Origin of the sequence: Oceanicola sp. D3, from assembly GCF_006351965.1 — a bacterium.
Taxonomy (GTDB): Bacteria; Pseudomonadota; Alphaproteobacteria; order Rhodobacterales; family Rhodobacteraceae; genus Vannielia.
This window is the reverse complement of record NZ_CP040932.1, coordinates 1,699,335-1,715,966: the sequence shown is the minus strand read 5'-3', so window position 1 is coordinate 1,715,966 and position 16,632 is coordinate 1,699,335. Positions and strand designations below refer to the sequence as shown.

Sequence of the window (16,632 nt, the reverse complement as noted above, 5' to 3'; positions counted from 1 at the left end):
CTAACTCTGTCGCCGGTATGAGAGGAACAAACTCCCGCACCGGCCTTTGTAACAAGGGCCCTACGTGCGCGTGACCACTGAAAGGGACGTTCATGGCAGAGACCTCCAAGACGGCGACACTGACGTTCGACAACAAGTCGATCGAGCTACCGATCCACTCGCCCACCGCCGGTCCGGATGTGATCGACATCCGCAAACTCTACGGCCAGGGAGATGTGTTCACCTACGACCCGGGCTTCACCTCCACCGCCGCTTGCGAAAGCACGATCACCTTCATCGACGGCGAAAAGGGCGAATTGCTGCACCGCGGCTATCCGATCGACCAGCTCGCCTCCAAATCGCATTACCTTGAGGTCTGCTACCTGCTGCTCTACGGCGAACTGCCCTCCGCCGAGCAGCTCGAAACCTTCGAAACCACGATCACCCATCACACCATGCTGCACGAGCAGATGCAGTATTTCTTCCGTGGTTTCCGGCGTGACGCGCACCCGATGGCGATCATGGTTGGCGTAGTCGGCGCAATGGCCGCCTTCTACCACGACAGCACCGACATCTCCGATCCGCACCAGCGCGAGGTCGCCTCGCACCGGCTGATCGCCAAGATGCCCACCATCGCCGCATGGGCCTACAAATATTCCATCGGTCAGCCCTTCGTCTATCCGCGCAACGATCTGACCTATGCAGAGAACTTCCTGCACATGTGCTTCGCGGTGCCTGCCGAAGAGTATAAGGTAGACCCGATCCTGTCGCGCGCGATGGACCGGATCTTCACCCTCCACGCCGACCACGAGCAAAACGCCTCCACCTCCACGGTGCGGCTGGCCTCGTCCTCGGGCGCCAACCCCTTTGCCTGCATCGCCGCCGGCATCGCCTGCCTCTGGGGTCCGGCCCACGGCGGCGCGAACCAGGCTTGCCTGGAGATGCTCAAGGAAATCGGCTCGCCCGAAAACATCCCCGAGTACATCGCCCGCGCCAAAGACAAGGAAGACCCGTTCCGCCTCATGGGCTTTGGCCACCGCGTCTACAAAAACTTCGATCCCCGCGCGACGGTGATGAAGCAATCCGCCGACGAGGTGCTCGACCTGCTGGGCGTCGAGAACAACCCGATCCTGGCCACCGCCAAGGAGCTGGAAAAGCAGGCGCTCGACGATCCCTATTTCGCCGAGAAAAAGCTGTTCCCGAACGTCGACTTCTATTCCGGCATCATCCTCGAGGCGATGGGCTTCCCCACCTCGATGTTCACGCCGATCTTCGCACTCTCGCGCACCGTCGGCTGGGTCAGCCAGTGGAAAGAGCAGCTCGGTGATCCGACCATGCGCATCGGTCGCCCGCGCCAGCTCTACACCGGGGCCCCCTGCCGCGATTACGTCGAGGTCGAAAAGCGCTAACGCCAGCGCCTCCTACAGAACAGAAAAGGGCCGCCACGTGCGGCCCTTGTCATTGGGTCTCGGCGCACAGCCGGTTGTTACCCAACTGGAAACAATGGATTTCCAAACTTCCAACTCCGTAGACTCACCCCCTTCACCTGTTAACCTAAGGTCATGGGTTTCGCCGGATTCGGCGGATATTACTGGGGGAAATGGTGATGTGGATTTACATCCTACCAGCACTGCTGGGCTTCGGCCTTATCGCAGCGTTGATCAACGACGATGACGACAACAGCAACGATACGGGCGAGCCTGAGCCGAATCCCAACGAGGGAACGGACGGCCCCGATGACGTGACGCTCACCGACGGCGCCGATATCTTTGACGCGCTCGGCGGCAACGACCGGGTCGATGGCGGCGACGGGTTTGACAATCTCTCCGGCGGTGACGGCAACGACATCCTGATCGGCGGCAACGGGCAAGATACCCTGAACGGCAATGCCGGAAACGACCTCCTGCAGGGCGGCGACTGGAACGATACGCTGGATGGCGGAGAAGGCGACGACACCCTCGAAGGCAACAACGGGGCCGACACCCTGCTGGGTGGCGACGGCGCCGATAGCCTGAGCGGCGGCCTCGGCGGCGACTTCCTCAATGGCGGCGCGGGCTTTGACACCCTGCTCGGCGGCGAAGGCGACGACGAGCTTTATGGCGGCGAGGGCAAGGATTCGCTCGAAGGCGGCGTTGGGGCCGACTATCTCGACGGCGGCGTTTGGGACGATACCCTCGACGGCGGCCCGGGCCAGGATACCCTCATCGGCGGCGGCGGGCAGGATACCCTGCTTGGCGGCGATGGCCCCGACATGATCGACGGCGGCGACTGGCACGACACCATTGATGGTGGCGCGGGCTTTGACACCATCCTCGGCGGTGCTGGCAATGACATCATCACCGGCGGCCTCGGCAAGGATGAGATCGACGGTGGCTTGGGCGATGATACCATCTCCGGCGGCATCTGGGATGACACCATCTCCGGTGGCGATGGGTCCGATACCATCACCGGCGACGAAGGCAACGATGTGATCGACGGCGGCACAGGCGCCGACACCATCGACGGCGGCAGCGGTGCCGATATCGTCACCGGCGGCGCGGGCAACGACATGCTCGAAGGCGGCGAGAACACCGACCTGCTGTTCGACACCGAGGGCAACAACACCCTCTCGGGCGGCGACGGCAACGATGTGCTCTTCTCCGAGGCCGGCATGGTCACCACCCTGCCCTCCGCCAGCAATGTCGACACCCGCGACGCGCTGGTTGACGGTCTGGTCGACGGGCTCATCACCTCCGGCGGCAACGGTCTGGCCGATACGCTGGATGGCGGCGAAGGCGATGACACGCTCTTCATCGGCGAAAACGACGTCGCCACCGGCGGCGCCGGGGACGACAGCTTCATGGTTGGCGACTGGCAGGACGGCGCGGCAGAGATCGCCGATTTCGACCCGTCAGACGATGAGATCGTGGTGCATTACGATGCCGACGCAGCCGCCGCGCCCACGGTGACCACCGCACTCACGGCAACCGGTGGCACCGTCTCGCTCGACGGCACGGTGATCGCCACCGTCACCTCCCCCGGCCTCACCCAGGCCGAGCTGGATGCAGCGGTGTCTCTCGTCGCCGTCTGACCCTAAGCAATTCGGACCGCCCCGCAGAGGGCGGTCTGTTACCGGTACATCACATCGCTCTGCTGCAGTCATCTTGAGGTTGGAGACGACCAAGAATTGACCGATTGCAACCGGTACGCGAAGAGACAGCGGCACTCTTTTCTTAATTCCGGGAAAGCCCTAGCATCGCGTCATGTTGAAATATATCCGCGCGCTTGCACCCGCTCTTCTCAGTCTCACCCTCTCTGCGGCTCCTTCAAGCGCGCAAGATGGCCCCCCCGTGGATGCTACATTCCAGCACCACATCGTAACCACAAATACCTTCACGCCCCGAGGCATCCTGCGAGACGTACCAGTGGGAATCTTCTATGGCAGGTTGTTCAAATCCGGCAACAACACGGCGTTATGCGGTGCCTTCTCCAGCCCAGCATTTCACGAAAGGCGCAACAAAATCTATCTGCGCGGTAGCAAGGTCTTGTTTGCCGCGCATTCCGTGAATGACCTTCGATTCTTCGAAGATCTGATCTCACGCCAACCTTCTCTTGCCGCGCGTTGGCAAGGCCACGCGCAGGCGCTGCTCAGCGGGCGCAAGCCCGACCTCGCTAGCCTCACAAAGGCCGCTTATGGCTTGCCTACAACGTGCAAGCTCGTCCGCGGAGGCGGCAAGATGGCATGGCGAGACAGCTCCGCACGGACCACCCTGTACTTTCAAATCTCATTGACGCGTTCGGTCCGCCGAAAATACTAGCTCCGTCACCGCCCCTCGTACTTCGCCGGACGCTTCTCCAGAAAGGCAATCACCCCCTCCTGAAAGTCCCGGCTCTTGCCGCAGTCGCCCTGAAACTTCGCCTCCAGCGCCAGCTGGTCGTCCAGCGTATTCTCGAAGCTCGCGCGCATCGCCCGCTTGATCCGGCGGTAGGTATAGGTCGGCCCCTGCGCGAGGTGCTGCGCACGGTTCCACCAGTGGTCGGCAAAGCCCTCATCCGGCACCGCCTCCCAGATCATGCCCCACTCTGCCGCATCCTTCGCGCTGACCGGCTCGGCGAATAGGGCCGCGCCCATCGCACGCGGGAAGCCAACCTGACGCGGCAGCCACCACGTCCCGCCCGCGTCGGGGATCAGGCCGATCCGGGCGAAGGCCTGCAGGAACACGGCGCTTTCGGCGGCGATCACCACATCGGCGGCCAGCGCAAGGTTCGCCCCGGCCCCCGCCGCATGGCCGTTCACCGCCGCGATGGTGGGAACGCGGCACTCGTAGATGGCCTTCAGCATCGGCTCGTATTCGTCGATGAGCATCCGCTCCATGTCGGCCTCGCTTACCGAGGCCCCCTCGCCAAGGTCTTGCCCCGAGCAAAAGGCAGGGCCCGCGCCTGTCATCACCACAACCCGCGCCTCCGCCTCCGCAGCCTTCACGGCATGGAGGATCTCGGCCCGCATCTGGGTGTCGAGGCAGTTCATCTTCTTGGGATTGTTGAGCGTGATCACCGCCACGTGGTCGCGCACGGAATAGCGGATCGCTTCATAAATCATCTGTCGGGCTCCCTGACTTGGTCAGGCACAAGATACTGAACTTCCCGGTTCAGAAAAGCCCAAACGGCACGTCAATCCTGCTCGCCCAAAAGCTCCTTCAACCGGGCTTCCTCGTCAGGTGCCAAGGCATCCGGCCCCCGCCGTGCGTTGCGCTGGCGTTGGGCGGCCACGGCCACCCCGATCCCCGCCAGCAACAGCGCCGGGCCAGCGAGCCACAGCGCAAGGTTCCAGCCGGTGGCAGGCGGGTTCATCAGCACAAAGGGGCCGTAGTTTTCGAGGAAAGCCGCCTTCACCTCTTCATCCGTCGCGCCACCGGCGATCATCTCGCGCACCTGCCTGCGGGCGTCCTTCGCCCAGTCGGCATTGGAAGAGGCGATGGATTCGGCCTGGCATTTCACGCAGCGCAGCTCATGGTCCAGCGCACGGGCGCGCGCCTCCAGCGCCGGGTCGTCCAGCATCTCTGATGGGTCCAGCGCAAGGGCCGGGAGCGCGAGGGCGAAGGCGAAGAGCGCCGCGATGAACCATCTCGCCCGCTTCATTCCGCCGCCACCGCCGCCTTGCCGGGCGCACGCCGCGCGCCCGCCGCCAGCCGAAAGCGCCGGTCGGAGAGTGACAGGAAGCCGCCGAACGCCATCAAAATGGCCCCGCCCCAGATCCAGTTGGCGAAGGGCTTGATATAGGTCCGCAAGGCCCATCCCCCGCCCGCCTGCTCATCGCCCACCGCAAGGTAGATGTCACGCCACAGCCCATTGCGAATGGCCGCTTCCGTCGTCGGCATCGCCTGCACCGGATACACCCGCTTTTCCGGGCGCAGCACCGCAATCTGCTGCCCATCCTGCGAAACGGCCACCGCTGCCATGGTGCTGAAGTAGTTCGGCCCCTGCACCCGCTCGACGCCCTGCAACTCAATGGTGAAACCGGCCACCTCATAGGGCTCGCCGGGCTTGGCCACGCGAATATCCTCCACCTGCCACGCCGTGATGGCGGCCACCCCAAGGATCGTTATCCCAAGGCCCGAATGGGCAACAAACTTGCCCCAGTCGGCGCGCGGCAGCCGGGTAAGCCGCCCCAAGCGGCTGCCAAGGCTCCCACGCCCGGTGCGACTGAGCAGGTCGATGATGCCACCGGCCACAATCCACACCGCAAGCCCAATGCCAACCGGCGCCAACAGGCTCCGCCCGCTCTGCACCGCCCAGACAAGGCCCAGCACCGCCAGCGCCAGCACCGCCGCGGGCCAAACACTGCGCAGCGCCCGCCCCACCTTCGCCCGCTTCCACGGCAGCATCGCGCCCACCGGCAGGATCACCGCCAGCGCCACCATGAAGGGGGTAAAGGCGGTGTCGAAGAAGGGCGCCTGAACGCTCAGCTTCTCGCCCCAGATCAACTCCGCCACCAGCGGCCAGACGGTGCCGACGAACACCAGCAGCGAGGCCACCGAAAGGAGCACATTGTTCAGCACCAACGCCGTCTCGCGGCTCACGGTCGAAAACAGCCCCTTTGCCTCCATCGCCCCGGCCCGCACCGCAAACAGCAGGAAGGCCCCGCCAACGAAAAAGGCGAGGATGGCAAGGATATAAACACCCCGCTCCGGATCATTGGCAAAGGCATGCACCGAGGTGATGACGCCAGAGCGCACGATGAAGGTGCCGATGAGCGAAAAGCCAAAGGCGGTGATCGCCAGCAGGATCGTCCACGCCTTCAGCGCCTCGCGCTTTTCCACCACGATGGCAGAGTGCAACAGCGCGGCGGCAAAGAGCCACGGCATGAAGCTGGCGTTCTCCACCGGATCCCAAAACCAAAAACCGCCCCAGCCCAGCTCGTAATAGGCCCACCAAGAGCCCAGCGCGATGCCGATGGTGAGGAACACCCATGCCGCCAGCGTCCAAGGCCGCACCCAGCGCGCCCATGCGGCATCCACCCGGCCCTCGATCAGCGCTGCAACGGCGAAGGAAAAGGCCATCGAGAGGCCCACGTAGCCGAGGTAGAGAAATGGCGGATGAAAGGCGAGGCCCGGGTCTTGCAGGAGCGGGTTCAAATCCTGCCCGTCCAGCGGCGGATTGCCCAGCCGGGTGAAGGGGTTGGAGGTAAAGAGGATAAAGCCATAAAAGGCCACGCCCACGCTTGCCTGCACCGCCAGAACCCGCGCGCGGAAGGTGTCAGAAAGGTTGCTGCCAAAGACGGCGGCGGCAGCGCCAAAGCCCGCAAGGATCAGCACCCAGAGCAGCATGGAGCCCTCGTGGTTCCCCCAAACGCCGCTGATCTTGTAGATCATCGGCTTGAGCGTGTGCGAGTTGAGGGTGACGAGCCGCACCGAGAAATCCGAGGTGACGAATGCCCATGTGAGTGCCGCAAAGGAGAGGCCCACAAGGACAAATTGCATCACCGCCGCAGGCTCGGCCATGGCCATCCAGCCCGCCCATCGCTTCTGCGCACCGACCAGCGGCACAACGGTTTGCACAACCGCCAGAACGGCGGCGAGGATCAGGGCGAAATGGCCAAGCTCTGCTATCATGAGAGCCCTTGTATGCCATCCGCCCGCCGCCGCCAATTCCCTGCGCCCACCCGTCGCAGGGAGTTGACCGAGGCCACCTCGCCGCAGGCGGTTGCAACCCTCCGCCCGGGGGTGTAGCAACGTGTTATGTTATAACATACGCGAGGATCCCATGCCCGACACCCGCCTCCCCGTCACCGTTCTCTCCGGCTTCCTCGGCGCTGGCAAAACCACCCTGCTCAACGCGGTGCTCTCCAACCGCGAGGGCCTGCGCGTGGCGGTGATCGTCAACGACATGTCCGAGGTGAACATCGACGCCGACCTCATTCGCGACGGCGGCGCCAACCTCTCGCACACCGATGAAACGCTGGTCGAAATGACCAATGGCTGCATCTGCTGCACCCTGCGCGACGACCTGCTCACCGAGGTCCGCCGCCTCGCCGAGATGAACCGCTTCGATTATCTGCTGATCGAAAGCTCCGGCATTTCCGAGCCGCTCCCCGTGGCCACCACCTTCGAGTTCCGCGACGAGGCGGGCGCCAGCCTCTCCGATGTCGCCCGGCTCGATACCATGGTCACAGTGGTCGATGCCGCCAACCTGCTGCGCGACTACGCCAGCCACGATTTCCTGCGCGACCGGGGCGAAAGCCTCGGCCCCGAGGATGAGCGCACCCTTGTCGATCTGCTGGTCGAACAGATCGAGTTTGCCGATGTGGTCGTGCTCAACAAGGTCACCGCCGCCGGAGAAGACGCCCGCCTTGCCGCCCGCCTTATCATCACCTCCCTCAACCCCGATGCGAGGATTATCGAAGCCGACTACGGCCTCGTCGCCCCCTCCGCGATCCTCGGCACCGGGCTCTTTGACTTTGAAACCGCGCACGAGCACCCGCTCTGGGCCAAGGAGCTTTACGGTTTCGCCGACCATGTGCCGGAGACGGAGGAATACGGCGTCAGCGCCTTCACCTACCGCGCCCGCGCGCCCTTCCACCCCGAGAAGATCCATGCCGTGCTCAACGGCCCCCTGCCCGGCGTGATCCGCGCCAAGGGGCATTTCTGGATCGCCACGCGCCCCGACTGGCTGGCCGAGTTCTCCCTCGCCGGAGCGCTGAGCACGGTCAAGCCGATGGGCCGCTGGTGGGCCTCGGTGCCAGAAGAGCGCTGGCCGAACCACCCCGAGGCGCGCCGCTACATCGACCACCACTGGCAGGCGCCCTTCGGCGACCGGCGGCAGGAGCTGGTGTTCATCGGTGCGGGGCTGGATGAGGCCGGTATCACCGCCGCGCTCGATGCCGCCCTCATGCCCATGGCCCACGGCCTCGCAGACGCCTGGTCCACCCTGCCAGATCCCTTCCCCGGCTGGCGCATGGCGGCTCCGGAGGCCGCATGAGGCGGCGCAACGCAAGAAGCAGCCTGCCCCGCACCCGCAGAGGGCGCGGGGCCAGCCCGATGTCGGTCTATGATGGCCTGCCGGTCGAGTTGCGCCGCTGGCTTGCCTCCGCCGCTCTGCCGTGGTGCCCCCGCGCCGTTCACCGCGCGTTCCGCAAGGCGCTGGCGGCGGCGGGCGGCAACCCCGAAGCGGCACTGGCGCGGCTCGATGACATCGAAAGCCGCCTTCTCGCGCGCGACAGGCTCTCCGCCTAGCGCAGCAGCGAAAGCACCAGCACCACCGTGCCCAGCGTGCCGCCCAGCAGAAAGACGAGCGCAACCTGCCCCAGCCCGAAGGCGCGGCGGATTGCTTCCACATGCAGCAGCGTGCCGGTCAGGTAAACGCCGAGCACCCCCAGCAGCATCGGGCTTTCCTCCATCCACGCCGGACGGCCCAAAACATCCTGCGCCACGCGCCAGCCCATCAAGGCCGAGGCCCCCGCCCAGGAGAAGGTCATCGCCAGCGCCAGCGGCGTCGCCTTCTCGCGCCAGAGCCACAGGAAGGTGCCCGCCAGCGTGGCCGCCATCGTGGCCAGCGCCGCGCGGGCCAGATCCTGCGCAGTGACAAGGCCAAAGGGGCGGGCCAGCAGCCCGAGAACTAGCAGAATGGCGGCCAAAAGGCCCAATGCACGTATCATCTTCCCAGCATCTCCTTCAGCGTCGCATCGAGCGCGTCGGCAGCGGCGCGGTTTCGGTCGGTCTCCCGCTGCATCCGTCGGCCCAGCAGAAGCCGCGCCACGGCCCGGCGCAGCCAGTTCATTCGCCGCTCCCCCCGCCGCGCGTGTGGCCCTGCCCCGGCAGGCGCTCGCGGATCAGCGTGGTCAGCTCGATGATGATTTCGGTGTTGCGATGCAGGGCGGCGCGGGTGGTTTCGTCTTTCTTGTGGTCCTTGAAGAGCAGGAAGAAGACGAGCAGCACCCATGGCCCATGTTCCGTGAGCAGGCTGATCCAGACATTCGTGGGCATCAGTGCTTGCGCCCCTCACGCCAGGCCTCCAGCGCCGGGTTGTCACCCGTCTCCTCGGCGACGTCCCCTGCCGCTTCGCCGCCCGCGCCCGAGGCCCCCGCTTCCAGCGCCCTGAGGGCCGCCACATTGGCCTGCACCTGCGGCGCCAACGCCACCGTCGATGCGATCGAGCGCTGAAAGGCCTGCCCCTTCGCCTGATGGCGCGCCCCGAAGTAAAAGCTCACGATGGCCCCCATCAGCCACCACAGCGGCTCCGGCACCAGCGCAATCCCCTGCATCCGCGCCGAAAACCACAGCGGGTCCACCAGCGCGGTGACGAAAAGCCCGATGGTGCCCAGCGCCAGTGCGGGCCGCGGCAAACGGTTGAGCCCATCCATGAAACGGTCAAACCACCCCCGGCGCTCGATCATGAACTCCCGGCCAAACTGCTCCAGCGCCGCGCCCTGATAGGCGGAGGCGCGGGCCGAGGCGTTTTCGGCATTCTCACGAAACACCTCCACCGTCTCGGCAATCCCGTTCCGCCCGCCGCCGAAGAGCGCCGTAAGAACCGCGTTGATCAGCCCCATTTGGCCACCCGCGCACGGTGCTCGGCCTCCGTCAGATGATACTTCGGCGCAATGAACTCCTCTGCCCGCCGTATCCACCCGCCCTTCCCGCCATCACGGCGGCGCGCGTATTTGCGGCTGGAGGGACGGCGGTCGGCAAGGCTGTAGTAGTAGTTGCGCCGGGCGATCCCGTAGGCATCCGCCAAATGGCCCGGCGCCTCTTCAAAGGCAGCGCGGGCGGCAGCCACGGTCTGCGGCCCAATCGCCCCATCCACCGCGCAGCGCTGGCCCATTCGGGCAAGCAGGCGTTGCAGGATCTTCACCGCATTGCCGCCTGCGTTCACATACATGTCGAACACGCTGGCATGCAGCACCGCAGGCAATTCGTCGATGCGGGGGCGCTTGAAGTAATGCTCTATGAAGATCCCGCGCGCCTGCTCGGCGGTGAGGCGTTTGACGTCCCGCACCGTGGTGCGCCCGTCGCCATCAAGGTCCACCCCAAGTCGCCGCAGCGTGCCGATGGTCACCCCAAAATTCGTCGCGCCCCCCGGATCATCGGGGTCGTTCACATAGCCGCCCTCGCGGGCCACGATCTCGCGTGCAATCTCATCGACAGTGGGCATGAATGCCTCCAGGCGTTTCCTCGAACCGCCCAGAAGCATTCCGGATTTGCTTTAAGATTTATGAAGCGCTGCGTGCGCTACGCACCAATGACGAGCCGTCATCCTCGGGCCTGACCCGAGGATCTCTCGTTACATGGCCCTGGGGTCGAGCCCGAGGATGACCGCAAGCGCCTACCCCGCCTTTTCCTCGGCCTGCGCCGCAAGGCTCTCGGCCCTTGCGGCCAGCTCGGCCATGAACTCTTCCACCTCGCGCGGCACCACCGGCACCTCCACGCGGGCCGGTTCGGGGCGCGGCATCGCCTTCATTTCCTCGATGAGCTTTTCCTGCTCCGCCAGCTTCGCTTCCGCCGCAGCCGCCTTTTCCTCAAAGGCTGCGGTGCGGTCGGCCAGCATCAGCCCGGCCATCAGCAGCATCCGCGCTTCTGGCAGCCGCCCGATCTGGCTGACAAGCGCGCTCGCCTCCCGGTCCAGCATCTCCGCCGCGCCGGTGAGATAATGCTCCTCGCCCTCCTGACAGGCCACCTGAAAGGTCCGCCCGCCAACGTTGATTTCAACCTCAGCCATGTGCAGCCTCCCCCACCAGCGGTTCGAGCGCGGCAATCACCGCATCCAGCTCCTCACGATCCTCGGCCTGCTTGGCCTTCAGCGCGGCCTCAGCCTCCTCCAACTCGGCGATCCGCTGCTGCTGGCGCTCTTTCAGCGCCTTCATCGCGTCAATCCGCTCCCTGAGCTGGGTGTTCGCAGTCTGCTCCGCTTCCAGCGCCTGTTTGAGCTGAAGCACCTGTGCTTCAAGGCCCCGCAGCGCAGCCTCGTCTTCTTCGCTCGGCCCACCGGCCTTGGTATCGTAAGCCGCCACTGCCGCGCCGATCCTGTCCATCGCCGCCGTCAAACGCTGTTCCAGCGTCGGTATCTCACTCATTCTGACGTCCCCTGCAGCCTGCGTTGCTGCTCTTTTGTGGTTCACCTCATCAGCGCCCGCAGCGCAGCCCGAATCGAGCCACGCGCACCCGCTGGTGCGAGTGTAGCCAAAGGCAGCACCGATTGCGCCCCCTTTCCCGCCAAGCACTTACCCCCCGGCCTTGATGCTGGCTTGAACTCGGCCCCCAGCCTGCTATCAGAGCGCATCTTTGCCGAACCGAGGGGAATTTTCGTGGACATCGACGCGCTTCGCTCCGCAGATCCGGACCACTGGATGAAAGCCGCCTGCATCCGCACGCTCACGCTGGACGCGGTCGCCGCCGCCAATTCCGGTCACTCCGGCGCCCCGATGGGCATGGCCGACGTCGCCACCGTGCTCTTCGAAAAGCACATGAAGTTTGACGCCTCCGCCCCCAACTGGCCGGACCGTGACCGCTTCATCCTCTCCGCCGGCCACGGCTCGATGCTGGTCTACTCGCTCCTCTACCTCACCGGCGACGCGCAGATCACCCTCGACGAGATCAAGAATTTCCGCCAGCTCGGGGCCCGCACCGCAGGCCACCCCGAGAATTTCCTCGCGGACGGGATTGAAACCACCACCGGCCCGCTTGGCCAAGGCATCGCCAACGCGGTCGGCTTTGCCATCGCCGAAGAGAGCCAGCGCGCCCATTGGGGCTCCAAGATGGTGGATCACTACACCTACTGCATCGCCGGGGACGGCTGCCTGATGGAAGGCGTGAGCCAGGAGGCCATCGCGCTCGCCGGCCACCTCAAGCTCTCCCGCCTCATCGTGATGTGGGACAACAACGACATCACCATCGACGGCAAGGTTTCGCTCTCCGACAGCACCGATCAATGCGCCCGCTTCGAAGCCTCCGGCTGGAACGTGCTGCAATGTGACGGCCACGACCCCGAGGCGATCGACGCGGCGCTCACCGCCGCCAAATCGTCTGACAAGCCGACGATGATCGCCTGCAAAACCCACATCGCCCTCGGCCACGCCGCGCAGGACACCTCCAAGGGCCACGGCGCACTGACCGATGCCGACCAGAAAGCGGCGGCGAAAAAGGCCTACGGCTGGGATCACCCCGATTTCACCATCCCCGACGATCTCAAGTCGGCATGGGAAGCCATCGGCGCACGCGGCGAACAGGACCGCAAAGATTGGGAAGTCCGCCTCGGTGCCCTCTCCGAGCGCAAGCGCGCCGAGTGGGACCGCCAGCAAAGCGGCGAAGCACCCAAAAAGCTCACCTCCGTGGTCCGCGCCCTGAAAAAGCAGGTCTCCGACGAGCAGCCCAAGGTCGCCACCCGCAAGGCCTCCGAAATGGCGCTCGAGGTGATCAACCCGGTGATGGTCGAAACCATCGGCGGCTCGGCCGACCTGACCGGCTCCAACAACACCAAAACCGCCGATCTCGGCGTGTTCTCCGCCGAAAACCGCAAGGGCCGTTTCATCCACTACGGCATCCGCGAGCACGGCATGGCCGCCGCGATGAACGGCATGGCGCTGCACGGCGGGGCAAAGCCCTACAGCGGCACCTTCATGTGCTTCACCGACTACGCACGCCCCTCCATGCGCCTCTCCGCGCTGATGAAGGTCGCGCCGGTCTACGTGATGACCCATGACAGCATCGGCCTCGGCGAAGACGGGCCAACCCACCAGCCGGTCGAGCACCTCGCCATGCTGCGCGCCACGCCCAACACGCTGGTGTTTCGCCCTGCCGATGCGGTGGAAACCGCAGAGGCATGGGAGGTCGCTCTGAGCCAGACCGACAAGCCCTCCATCCTCGCCCTCTCCCGTCAGGGCCTGCCCACCGTGCGCACCGAACACAAATCCAAAAACCTCACCGAGCAAGGCGCCTATGTGCTGGCCGACGCCGAGAGCAAGCGGCAGGCGATCCTCATCGCCACCGGCTCCGAGGTCGCCATCGCGATGGAAGCCAAGGCCCTGCTCGAAGGCGAAGGCATCGGCACCCGCGTGGTCTCCATGCCCTCAATGGAGCTCTTCGCCGCGCAAGACGAGAAGTACCGCAAGCGCGTGCTCCCCGGCGGCCCGGTCCGCGTGGCCGTCGAGGCTGCCGTCCGTCAGGGCTGGGATCAGTGGCTGCTCGGTGAGCGCGGCCGCGATGCCAAAGCCAGTTTCGTCGGAATGGACAGCTTCGGCGCCTCCGCTCCCGCGGGTGAGCTCTACGAGAAGTTCGGCATCACCGCGCAGGGCGTGGCCGAGAAGGTCAAAAGCCTGCTCTAAGTCACAACGTTCCAAACAAGCGCTCTGCACGGAATCAAGCCGTAAGGCGCCGTGCAGCGCCGCCCCGCCCCCCGGGGCGGCGCTTCGGCAAGAGAAGCTCTGACCGCGGAGGTCGAGCTAACACGGCACAATAAAGTGCCCCACACCACTGTAGCATCCGCCACCCCGCGGGTCGGCGCTACACGGCGCTCGCTCCATCATCCTCGGGCCTGACCCGAGGACCTCGTTGGCGGGAGATCCTCGGGTCAGGCCCGAGGACGGCTCCTACCCGCCCAGCGCAAATTTCCCCGGCCCGGCCACCGCCAGCGCGAGGCACCCACCGGCAATCGCCCAGTTCTTCACGAAAATGGTCATCTGCCACGGGTCACTCGGGATGTAGTGGAACATGCTGGTAAAGGCGCAATAGGCCGCCAGCGCCAGCGCCACCGGCGTCACCCAGACGCCCAGCACCAAACACAGCGCCGCACCCGCATTGAACGCCAGCGCAGGCCAAACCAGCCATGTCGGCATCCCCTTCCCGGCCAGCAGGTCCATCACCGGGTTGGGGTTAAACTTCTGCACCGTCCCGCCAATGAAGAGCGCCGCGATCAGAAGCCGCGCCACGAGCAAGGCCACCGCCTGCCACATCACAAGACCCCCCGTAGGGTGGGCAATCTGCCCACCTCCGCCGCGCCCACCTGCGCCGCGCCCATCACCCGCGCACCGCCTTCCACACCGGCGCAATCACGAACTGCACCAGCGGGATCAGGACGAAGCCGAGCAGCAGCCCCAGCACCCCGGCCAGCCCGGCCCCGGCAACCCATTCCGCAACCGCATGCCAATTCTCCGGCACCCGATCCGCCGCTGCCACAGCAAGGTCATGCACCCAATGCTCCGGCCCATGCCAGCCCATCACCGCCAGCGAATGAATGATGATCTGCCCGCCAACCCAAAGCATCGCCGCCGTGCCCACGATCATCAGGAACTTGAGGAACCACGGCATCCCCACCACGATCCAGCGCCCCAGCGCCCGGGTCAGCCCCAGACGGCCCCGGTCGGCCATATGCAGCCCCACGTCGTCCGCCTTCACGATGATCGCCACGCTGCCATAGACGGCGGCGGTAATCATCACCCCGGCCAGCGCCAGCGCCGCGCCCTGAAACCAGATGTTCGCGTCTGCATCCAGATTAGACAGGATGATCGTCATGATCTCGGCGGAAAGGATGAAATCCGTCTTGATCGCGCCCTGAATCTTCTGCTCCTCCAAGTGCGCCTTGTCGCCCTCGATATGTATGTCCACATGGTGCGAGCTGGGGTGGATCAGATGCCATATCTTCTCCGCCCCCTCGAAACACAAGTAGGCCCCGCCCAGCATCAGCAGCGGATAAATGAGCCAGGGCGCAAAGGCCGAGAGCAGCAGCGCGGCGGGCAGCAGGATCACCAGCTTGTTGAAGATCGAGCCGCGCGCGATGCGCCATACGATCGGCAACTCCCGCTTCGGCTCAAACCCCTGCACATATTTCGGCGTCACCGCCGCATCGTCGATCACCGCGCCCGCCGCCTTGGCGCTCGCCTTCGCCGCCTGGCTGGCGATGTCGTCCACCGAGGCCGCCGCCAGCTTTGCAATCGCCGCAACGTCATCCAGAAGTGCCAGAAGTCCGCTCATACCCGTTCCCTTTGTTCGCCCTCCCAACCTAGGGATTCGGCCCGCATAGGCAAGCCGCGCCCCGCCCATGGCTCCGTTTGCGCAAACTGCTAACGCTAACAGCCGATGTTTACGCTAACACGCTGATTTCCTGCACTTTCCGCCCCATGCATCCCTATGCTACCCGCTCTCCAAGGGGCAAGTGCAGGAGTAGCAAGATGACAGTCACCATCGGGATCAACGGATTTGGCCGCATCGGGCGCTGCACACTGGCCCATATCGCCGAAAGCGCGCGCAATGATGTTCAGGTCGTCAAGATCAACGCCCCCGGCGATATCGAAACCCACGCCCACCTCCTGCGCTATGACTCCGTGCATGGTCGCTTTCCCGGCGAAGTCCGCGTCAAGGAAAACGCCATCGACTTGGGGCGCGGCCCGATTGATGTGATGAGCAGCTACGAGCCGGAAACCCTCGATTGGGAAGGCTGTGACGTGGTGCTGGAATGCACCGGCAAGTTCAACGACGGCGTGAAGTCCGCGATCCACCTTGAGCGTGGCGCAGGCAAAGTGCTCATCTCCGCCCCCGCCACCAACGTCGACCGCACGGTTGTGTATGGCGTCAACCACCGCGCCCTCCAGCCGACCGAACGCATGGTGTCCAACGGCTCCTGCACCACCAACGGTCTCGCCCCGCTGGCCAAGGTGCTCAACGATGCCATCGGCATCGAGCGCGGCATCATGACGACGATCCACAGCTACACCGGCGACCAGCCCACGCTCGACCGCCGCCACAAGGATCTCTACCGCGCCCGCGCCGCCGCGATGGCGATGATCCCCACCTCCACCGGCGCCGCCAAGGCGCTCGGCGAGGTGCTGCCCGAACTCGCCGGCAAGCTCGACGGCACCGCCATGCGCGTGCCCACTCCCAACGTCTCCGCCGTCGATCTCACCTTCGAGGCGGGCCGCGACGTGACGGTGGCCGATGTCAACGAAGTGGTGGCCGAGGCCTGCGCCGGGCACATGGGCATGGTCATGGCCTACGACCCCGAGGCCAAGGTCTCGATCGACTTCAACCACACGCCCCAAAGCTCCATCTTCGCCCCCGACCAAACCAAGGTCGTCGGCCGCACCGTGCGCGTGCTGGCCTGGTACGACAACGAATGGGGCTTCTCCGCCCGCATGGCCGATGTCGCGGGCCACATGGGGCGGTTGAACTGAGCGCGAGAGGCAACACT

At 65.3% G+C, this 16,632-nt stretch carries 19 protein-coding genes; 7 read left to right on the top strand and 12 right to left on the bottom strand.

Features of this window, described 5'->3' with window-relative positions:
• The first annotated feature begins 92 nt into the window (after positions 1–92).
• The 3 genes from gltA to FHY55_RS08695 all read left to right on the top strand — a co-directional run bounded on the left by gltA (position 93) and on the right by FHY55_RS08695 (position 3,776).
• Positions 93–1,388: a citrate synthase gene (gltA, locus tag FHY55_RS08705; protein ID WP_140013815.1), complete on the top strand. Its 1,296-nt coding sequence runs from the start codon at positions 93–95 to the stop codon at positions 1,386–1,388.
• 197 nt (positions 1,389–1,585) lie between these two features.
• Positions 1,586–3,049: a calcium-binding protein gene (locus FHY55_RS20915; protein WP_168222961.1), complete on the top strand. Its 1,464-nt coding sequence runs from the start codon at positions 1,586–1,588 to the stop codon at positions 3,047–3,049.
• Between the two features lie 172 nt (positions 3,050–3,221).
• Positions 3,222–3,776 carry a hypothetical protein gene (locus tag FHY55_RS08695; RefSeq protein WP_140013813.1) on the top strand — a complete coding sequence of 185 codons (555 nt, stop codon included), beginning with the start codon at positions 3,222–3,224 and terminating at the stop codon, positions 3,774–3,776.
• A 5-nt stretch (positions 3,777–3,781) separates the two neighbouring features.
• Here the strand turns inward: FHY55_RS08695 and FHY55_RS08690 are convergent, their stop codons facing one another.
• The 3 genes from FHY55_RS08690 to FHY55_RS08680 all read right to left on the bottom strand — a co-directional run bounded on the left by FHY55_RS08690 (position 3,782) and on the right by FHY55_RS08680 (position 7,070).
• Complete coding sequence (locus FHY55_RS08690) at positions 3,782–4,558, bottom strand: enoyl-CoA hydratase-related protein (protein WP_140013812.1); 777 nt, start codon at positions 4,556–4,558, stop codon at positions 3,782–3,784.
• Between the two features lie 71 nt (positions 4,559–4,629).
• Positions 4,630–5,097, bottom strand: a complete 468-nt coding sequence (locus FHY55_RS08685) for a cytochrome c-type biogenesis protein (RefSeq protein ID WP_140013811.1) — start codon at positions 5,095–5,097, stop codon at positions 4,630–4,632.
• Positions 5,094–7,070 carry a heme lyase CcmF/NrfE family subunit gene (locus FHY55_RS08680; protein ID WP_140013810.1) on the bottom strand — a complete coding sequence of 659 codons (1,977 nt, stop codon included), beginning with the start codon at positions 7,068–7,070 and terminating at the stop codon, positions 5,094–5,096. Before FHY55_RS08680 ends, FHY55_RS08685 begins: the two co-directional genes overlap by 4 nt.
• Positions 7,071–7,221: 151 nt before the next feature.
• On the opposite strand from FHY55_RS08680, the gene FHY55_RS08675 reads away from it, so the two are divergent.
• Positions 7,222–8,436 carry a GTP-binding protein gene (locus FHY55_RS08675; RefSeq protein ID WP_140013809.1) on the top strand — a complete coding sequence of 405 codons (1,215 nt, stop codon included), beginning with the start codon at positions 7,222–7,224 and terminating at the stop codon, positions 8,434–8,436.
• A 59-nt stretch (positions 8,437–8,495) separates the two neighbouring features.
• Positions 8,496–8,690, top strand: coding sequence for a DUF6525 family protein (locus FHY55_RS08670; protein WP_140013808.1), 195 nt, complete (start codon positions 8,496–8,498; stop codon positions 8,688–8,690).
• Here FHY55_RS08670 and FHY55_RS08665 read toward each other — a convergent pair.
• From FHY55_RS08665 to FHY55_RS08640, 7 genes are all read right to left on the bottom strand, one after another.
• A complete protein-coding gene (locus tag FHY55_RS08665) occupies positions 8,687–9,112 on the bottom strand; it encodes a hypothetical protein (RefSeq protein WP_140013807.1) in 426 nt (141 codons plus the stop codon). The genes FHY55_RS08670 and FHY55_RS08665 overlap by 4 nt on opposite strands.
• On the bottom strand, positions 9,109–9,234 hold the full coding sequence (locus FHY55_RS20875) for a hypothetical protein (protein ID WP_256377578.1): 126 nt from the start codon (positions 9,232–9,234) through the stop codon (positions 9,109–9,111). Before FHY55_RS20875 ends, FHY55_RS08665 begins: the two co-directional genes overlap by 4 nt.
• The gene (locus FHY55_RS08660) at positions 9,231–9,440 is read right to left on the bottom strand and encodes a hypothetical protein (RefSeq protein ID WP_140013806.1); all 210 of its coding nucleotides are present in this window, start codon (positions 9,438–9,440) and stop codon (positions 9,231–9,233) included. The genes FHY55_RS20875 and FHY55_RS08660 overlap by 4 nt, the downstream gene beginning before the upstream one ends.
• Positions 9,440–10,006: a holin family protein gene (locus FHY55_RS08655; RefSeq protein WP_140013805.1), complete on the bottom strand. Its 567-nt coding sequence runs from the start codon at positions 10,004–10,006 to the stop codon at positions 9,440–9,442. Before FHY55_RS08655 ends, FHY55_RS08660 begins: the two co-directional genes overlap by 1 nt.
• Positions 9,997–10,608: a holin-associated N-acetylmuramidase gene (locus FHY55_RS08650; protein ID WP_140013804.1), complete on the bottom strand. Its 612-nt coding sequence runs from the start codon at positions 10,606–10,608 to the stop codon at positions 9,997–9,999. Before FHY55_RS08650 ends, FHY55_RS08655 begins: the two co-directional genes overlap by 10 nt.
• A 171-nt stretch (positions 10,609–10,779) precedes the next feature.
• Complete coding sequence (locus FHY55_RS08645) at positions 10,780–11,172, bottom strand: cell division protein ZapA (RefSeq protein WP_140013803.1); 393 nt, start codon at positions 11,170–11,172, stop codon at positions 10,780–10,782.
• On the bottom strand, positions 11,165–11,527 hold the full coding sequence (locus FHY55_RS08640; RefSeq protein ID WP_140013802.1) for a hypothetical protein: 363 nt from the start codon (positions 11,525–11,527) through the stop codon (positions 11,165–11,167). Before FHY55_RS08640 ends, FHY55_RS08645 begins: the two co-directional genes overlap by 8 nt.
• A 231-nt stretch (positions 11,528–11,758) precedes the next feature.
• Here FHY55_RS08640 and tkt point away from each other — a divergent pair, with 231 nt between their 5' ends.
• Positions 11,759–13,774, top strand: a complete 2,016-nt coding sequence (gene tkt, locus FHY55_RS08635; protein WP_140013801.1) for a transketolase — start codon at positions 11,759–11,761, stop codon at positions 13,772–13,774.
• A gap of 264 nt (positions 13,775–14,038) precedes the next feature.
• On the opposite strand, the gene FHY55_RS08630 is transcribed toward tkt, so the two are convergent.
• Both FHY55_RS08630 and FHY55_RS08625 read right to left on the bottom strand, forming a co-directional pair.
• The gene (locus FHY55_RS08630) at positions 14,039–14,401 is read right to left on the bottom strand and encodes a DoxX family protein (protein ID WP_140013800.1); all 363 of its coding nucleotides are present in this window, start codon (positions 14,399–14,401) and stop codon (positions 14,039–14,041) included.
• Positions 14,402–14,465: 64 nt separating this feature from the next.
• A complete protein-coding gene (locus FHY55_RS08625; protein WP_140013799.1) occupies positions 14,466–15,419 on the bottom strand; it encodes a DUF808 domain-containing protein in 954 nt (317 codons plus the stop codon).
• 197 nt (positions 15,420–15,616) lie between these two features.
• On the opposite strand from FHY55_RS08625, the gene gap reads away from it, so the two are divergent.
• The gene (gap, locus tag FHY55_RS08620) at positions 15,617–16,615 is read left to right on the top strand and encodes a type I glyceraldehyde-3-phosphate dehydrogenase (RefSeq protein WP_140013798.1); all 999 of its coding nucleotides are present in this window, start codon (positions 15,617–15,619) and stop codon (positions 16,613–16,615) included.
• Positions 16,616–16,632 lie beyond the last annotated feature (17 nt).

Excerpts from the sequence above, each read along its gene's own strand:
- gltA (WP_140013815.1), top strand. The coding sequence starts at position 93 with ATGGCAGAGACCTCCAAGACGGCGACACTGACGTTCGACAACAAGTCG.
- FHY55_RS20915 (WP_168222961.1), top strand. The coding sequence starts at position 1,586 with ATGTGGATTTACATCCTACCAGCACTGCTGGGCTTCGGCCTTATCGCA.
- FHY55_RS08695 (WP_140013813.1), top strand. The coding sequence starts at position 3,222 with ATGTTGAAATATATCCGCGCGCTTGCACCCGCTCTTCTCAGTCTCACC.
- FHY55_RS08690 (WP_140013812.1), bottom strand. The coding sequence starts at position 4,558 with ATGATTTATGAAGCGATCCGCTATTCCGTGCGCGACCACGTGGCGGTG.
- FHY55_RS08685 (WP_140013811.1), bottom strand. The coding sequence starts at position 5,097 with ATGAAGCGGGCGAGATGGTTCATCGCGGCGCTCTTCGCCTTCGCCCTC.
- FHY55_RS08680 (WP_140013810.1), bottom strand. The coding sequence starts at position 7,070 with ATGATAGCAGAGCTTGGCCATTTCGCCCTGATCCTCGCCGCCGTTCTG.
- FHY55_RS08675 (WP_140013809.1), top strand. The coding sequence starts at position 7,222 with ATGCCCGACACCCGCCTCCCCGTCACCGTTCTCTCCGGCTTCCTCGGC.
- FHY55_RS08670 (WP_140013808.1), top strand. The coding sequence starts at position 8,496 with ATGTCGGTCTATGATGGCCTGCCGGTCGAGTTGCGCCGCTGGCTTGCC.
- FHY55_RS08665 (WP_140013807.1), bottom strand. The coding sequence starts at position 9,112 with ATGATACGTGCATTGGGCCTTTTGGCCGCCATTCTGCTAGTTCTCGGG.
- FHY55_RS20875 (WP_256377578.1), bottom strand. The coding sequence starts at position 9,234 with ATGAACTGGCTGCGCCGGGCCGTGGCGCGGCTTCTGCTGGGCCGACGG.
- FHY55_RS08660 (WP_140013806.1), bottom strand. The coding sequence starts at position 9,440 with ATGCCCACGAATGTCTGGATCAGCCTGCTCACGGAACATGGGCCATGG.
- FHY55_RS08655 (WP_140013805.1), bottom strand. The coding sequence starts at position 10,006 with ATGGGGCTGATCAACGCGGTTCTTACGGCGCTCTTCGGCGGCGGGCGG.
- FHY55_RS08650 (WP_140013804.1), bottom strand. The coding sequence starts at position 10,608 with ATGCCCACTGTCGATGAGATTGCACGCGAGATCGTGGCCCGCGAGGGC.
- FHY55_RS08645 (WP_140013803.1), bottom strand. The coding sequence starts at position 11,172 with ATGGCTGAGGTTGAAATCAACGTTGGCGGGCGGACCTTTCAGGTGGCC.
- FHY55_RS08640 (WP_140013802.1), bottom strand. The coding sequence starts at position 11,527 with ATGAGTGAGATACCGACGCTGGAACAGCGTTTGACGGCGGCGATGGAC.
- FHY55_RS08630 (WP_140013800.1), bottom strand. The coding sequence starts at position 14,401 with ATGTGGCAGGCGGTGGCCTTGCTCGTGGCGCGGCTTCTGATCGCGGCG.
- FHY55_RS08625 (WP_140013799.1), bottom strand. The coding sequence starts at position 15,419 with ATGAGCGGACTTCTGGCACTTCTGGATGACGTTGCGGCGATTGCAAAG.
- gap (WP_140013798.1), top strand. The coding sequence starts at position 15,617 with ATGACAGTCACCATCGGGATCAACGGATTTGGCCGCATCGGGCGCTGC.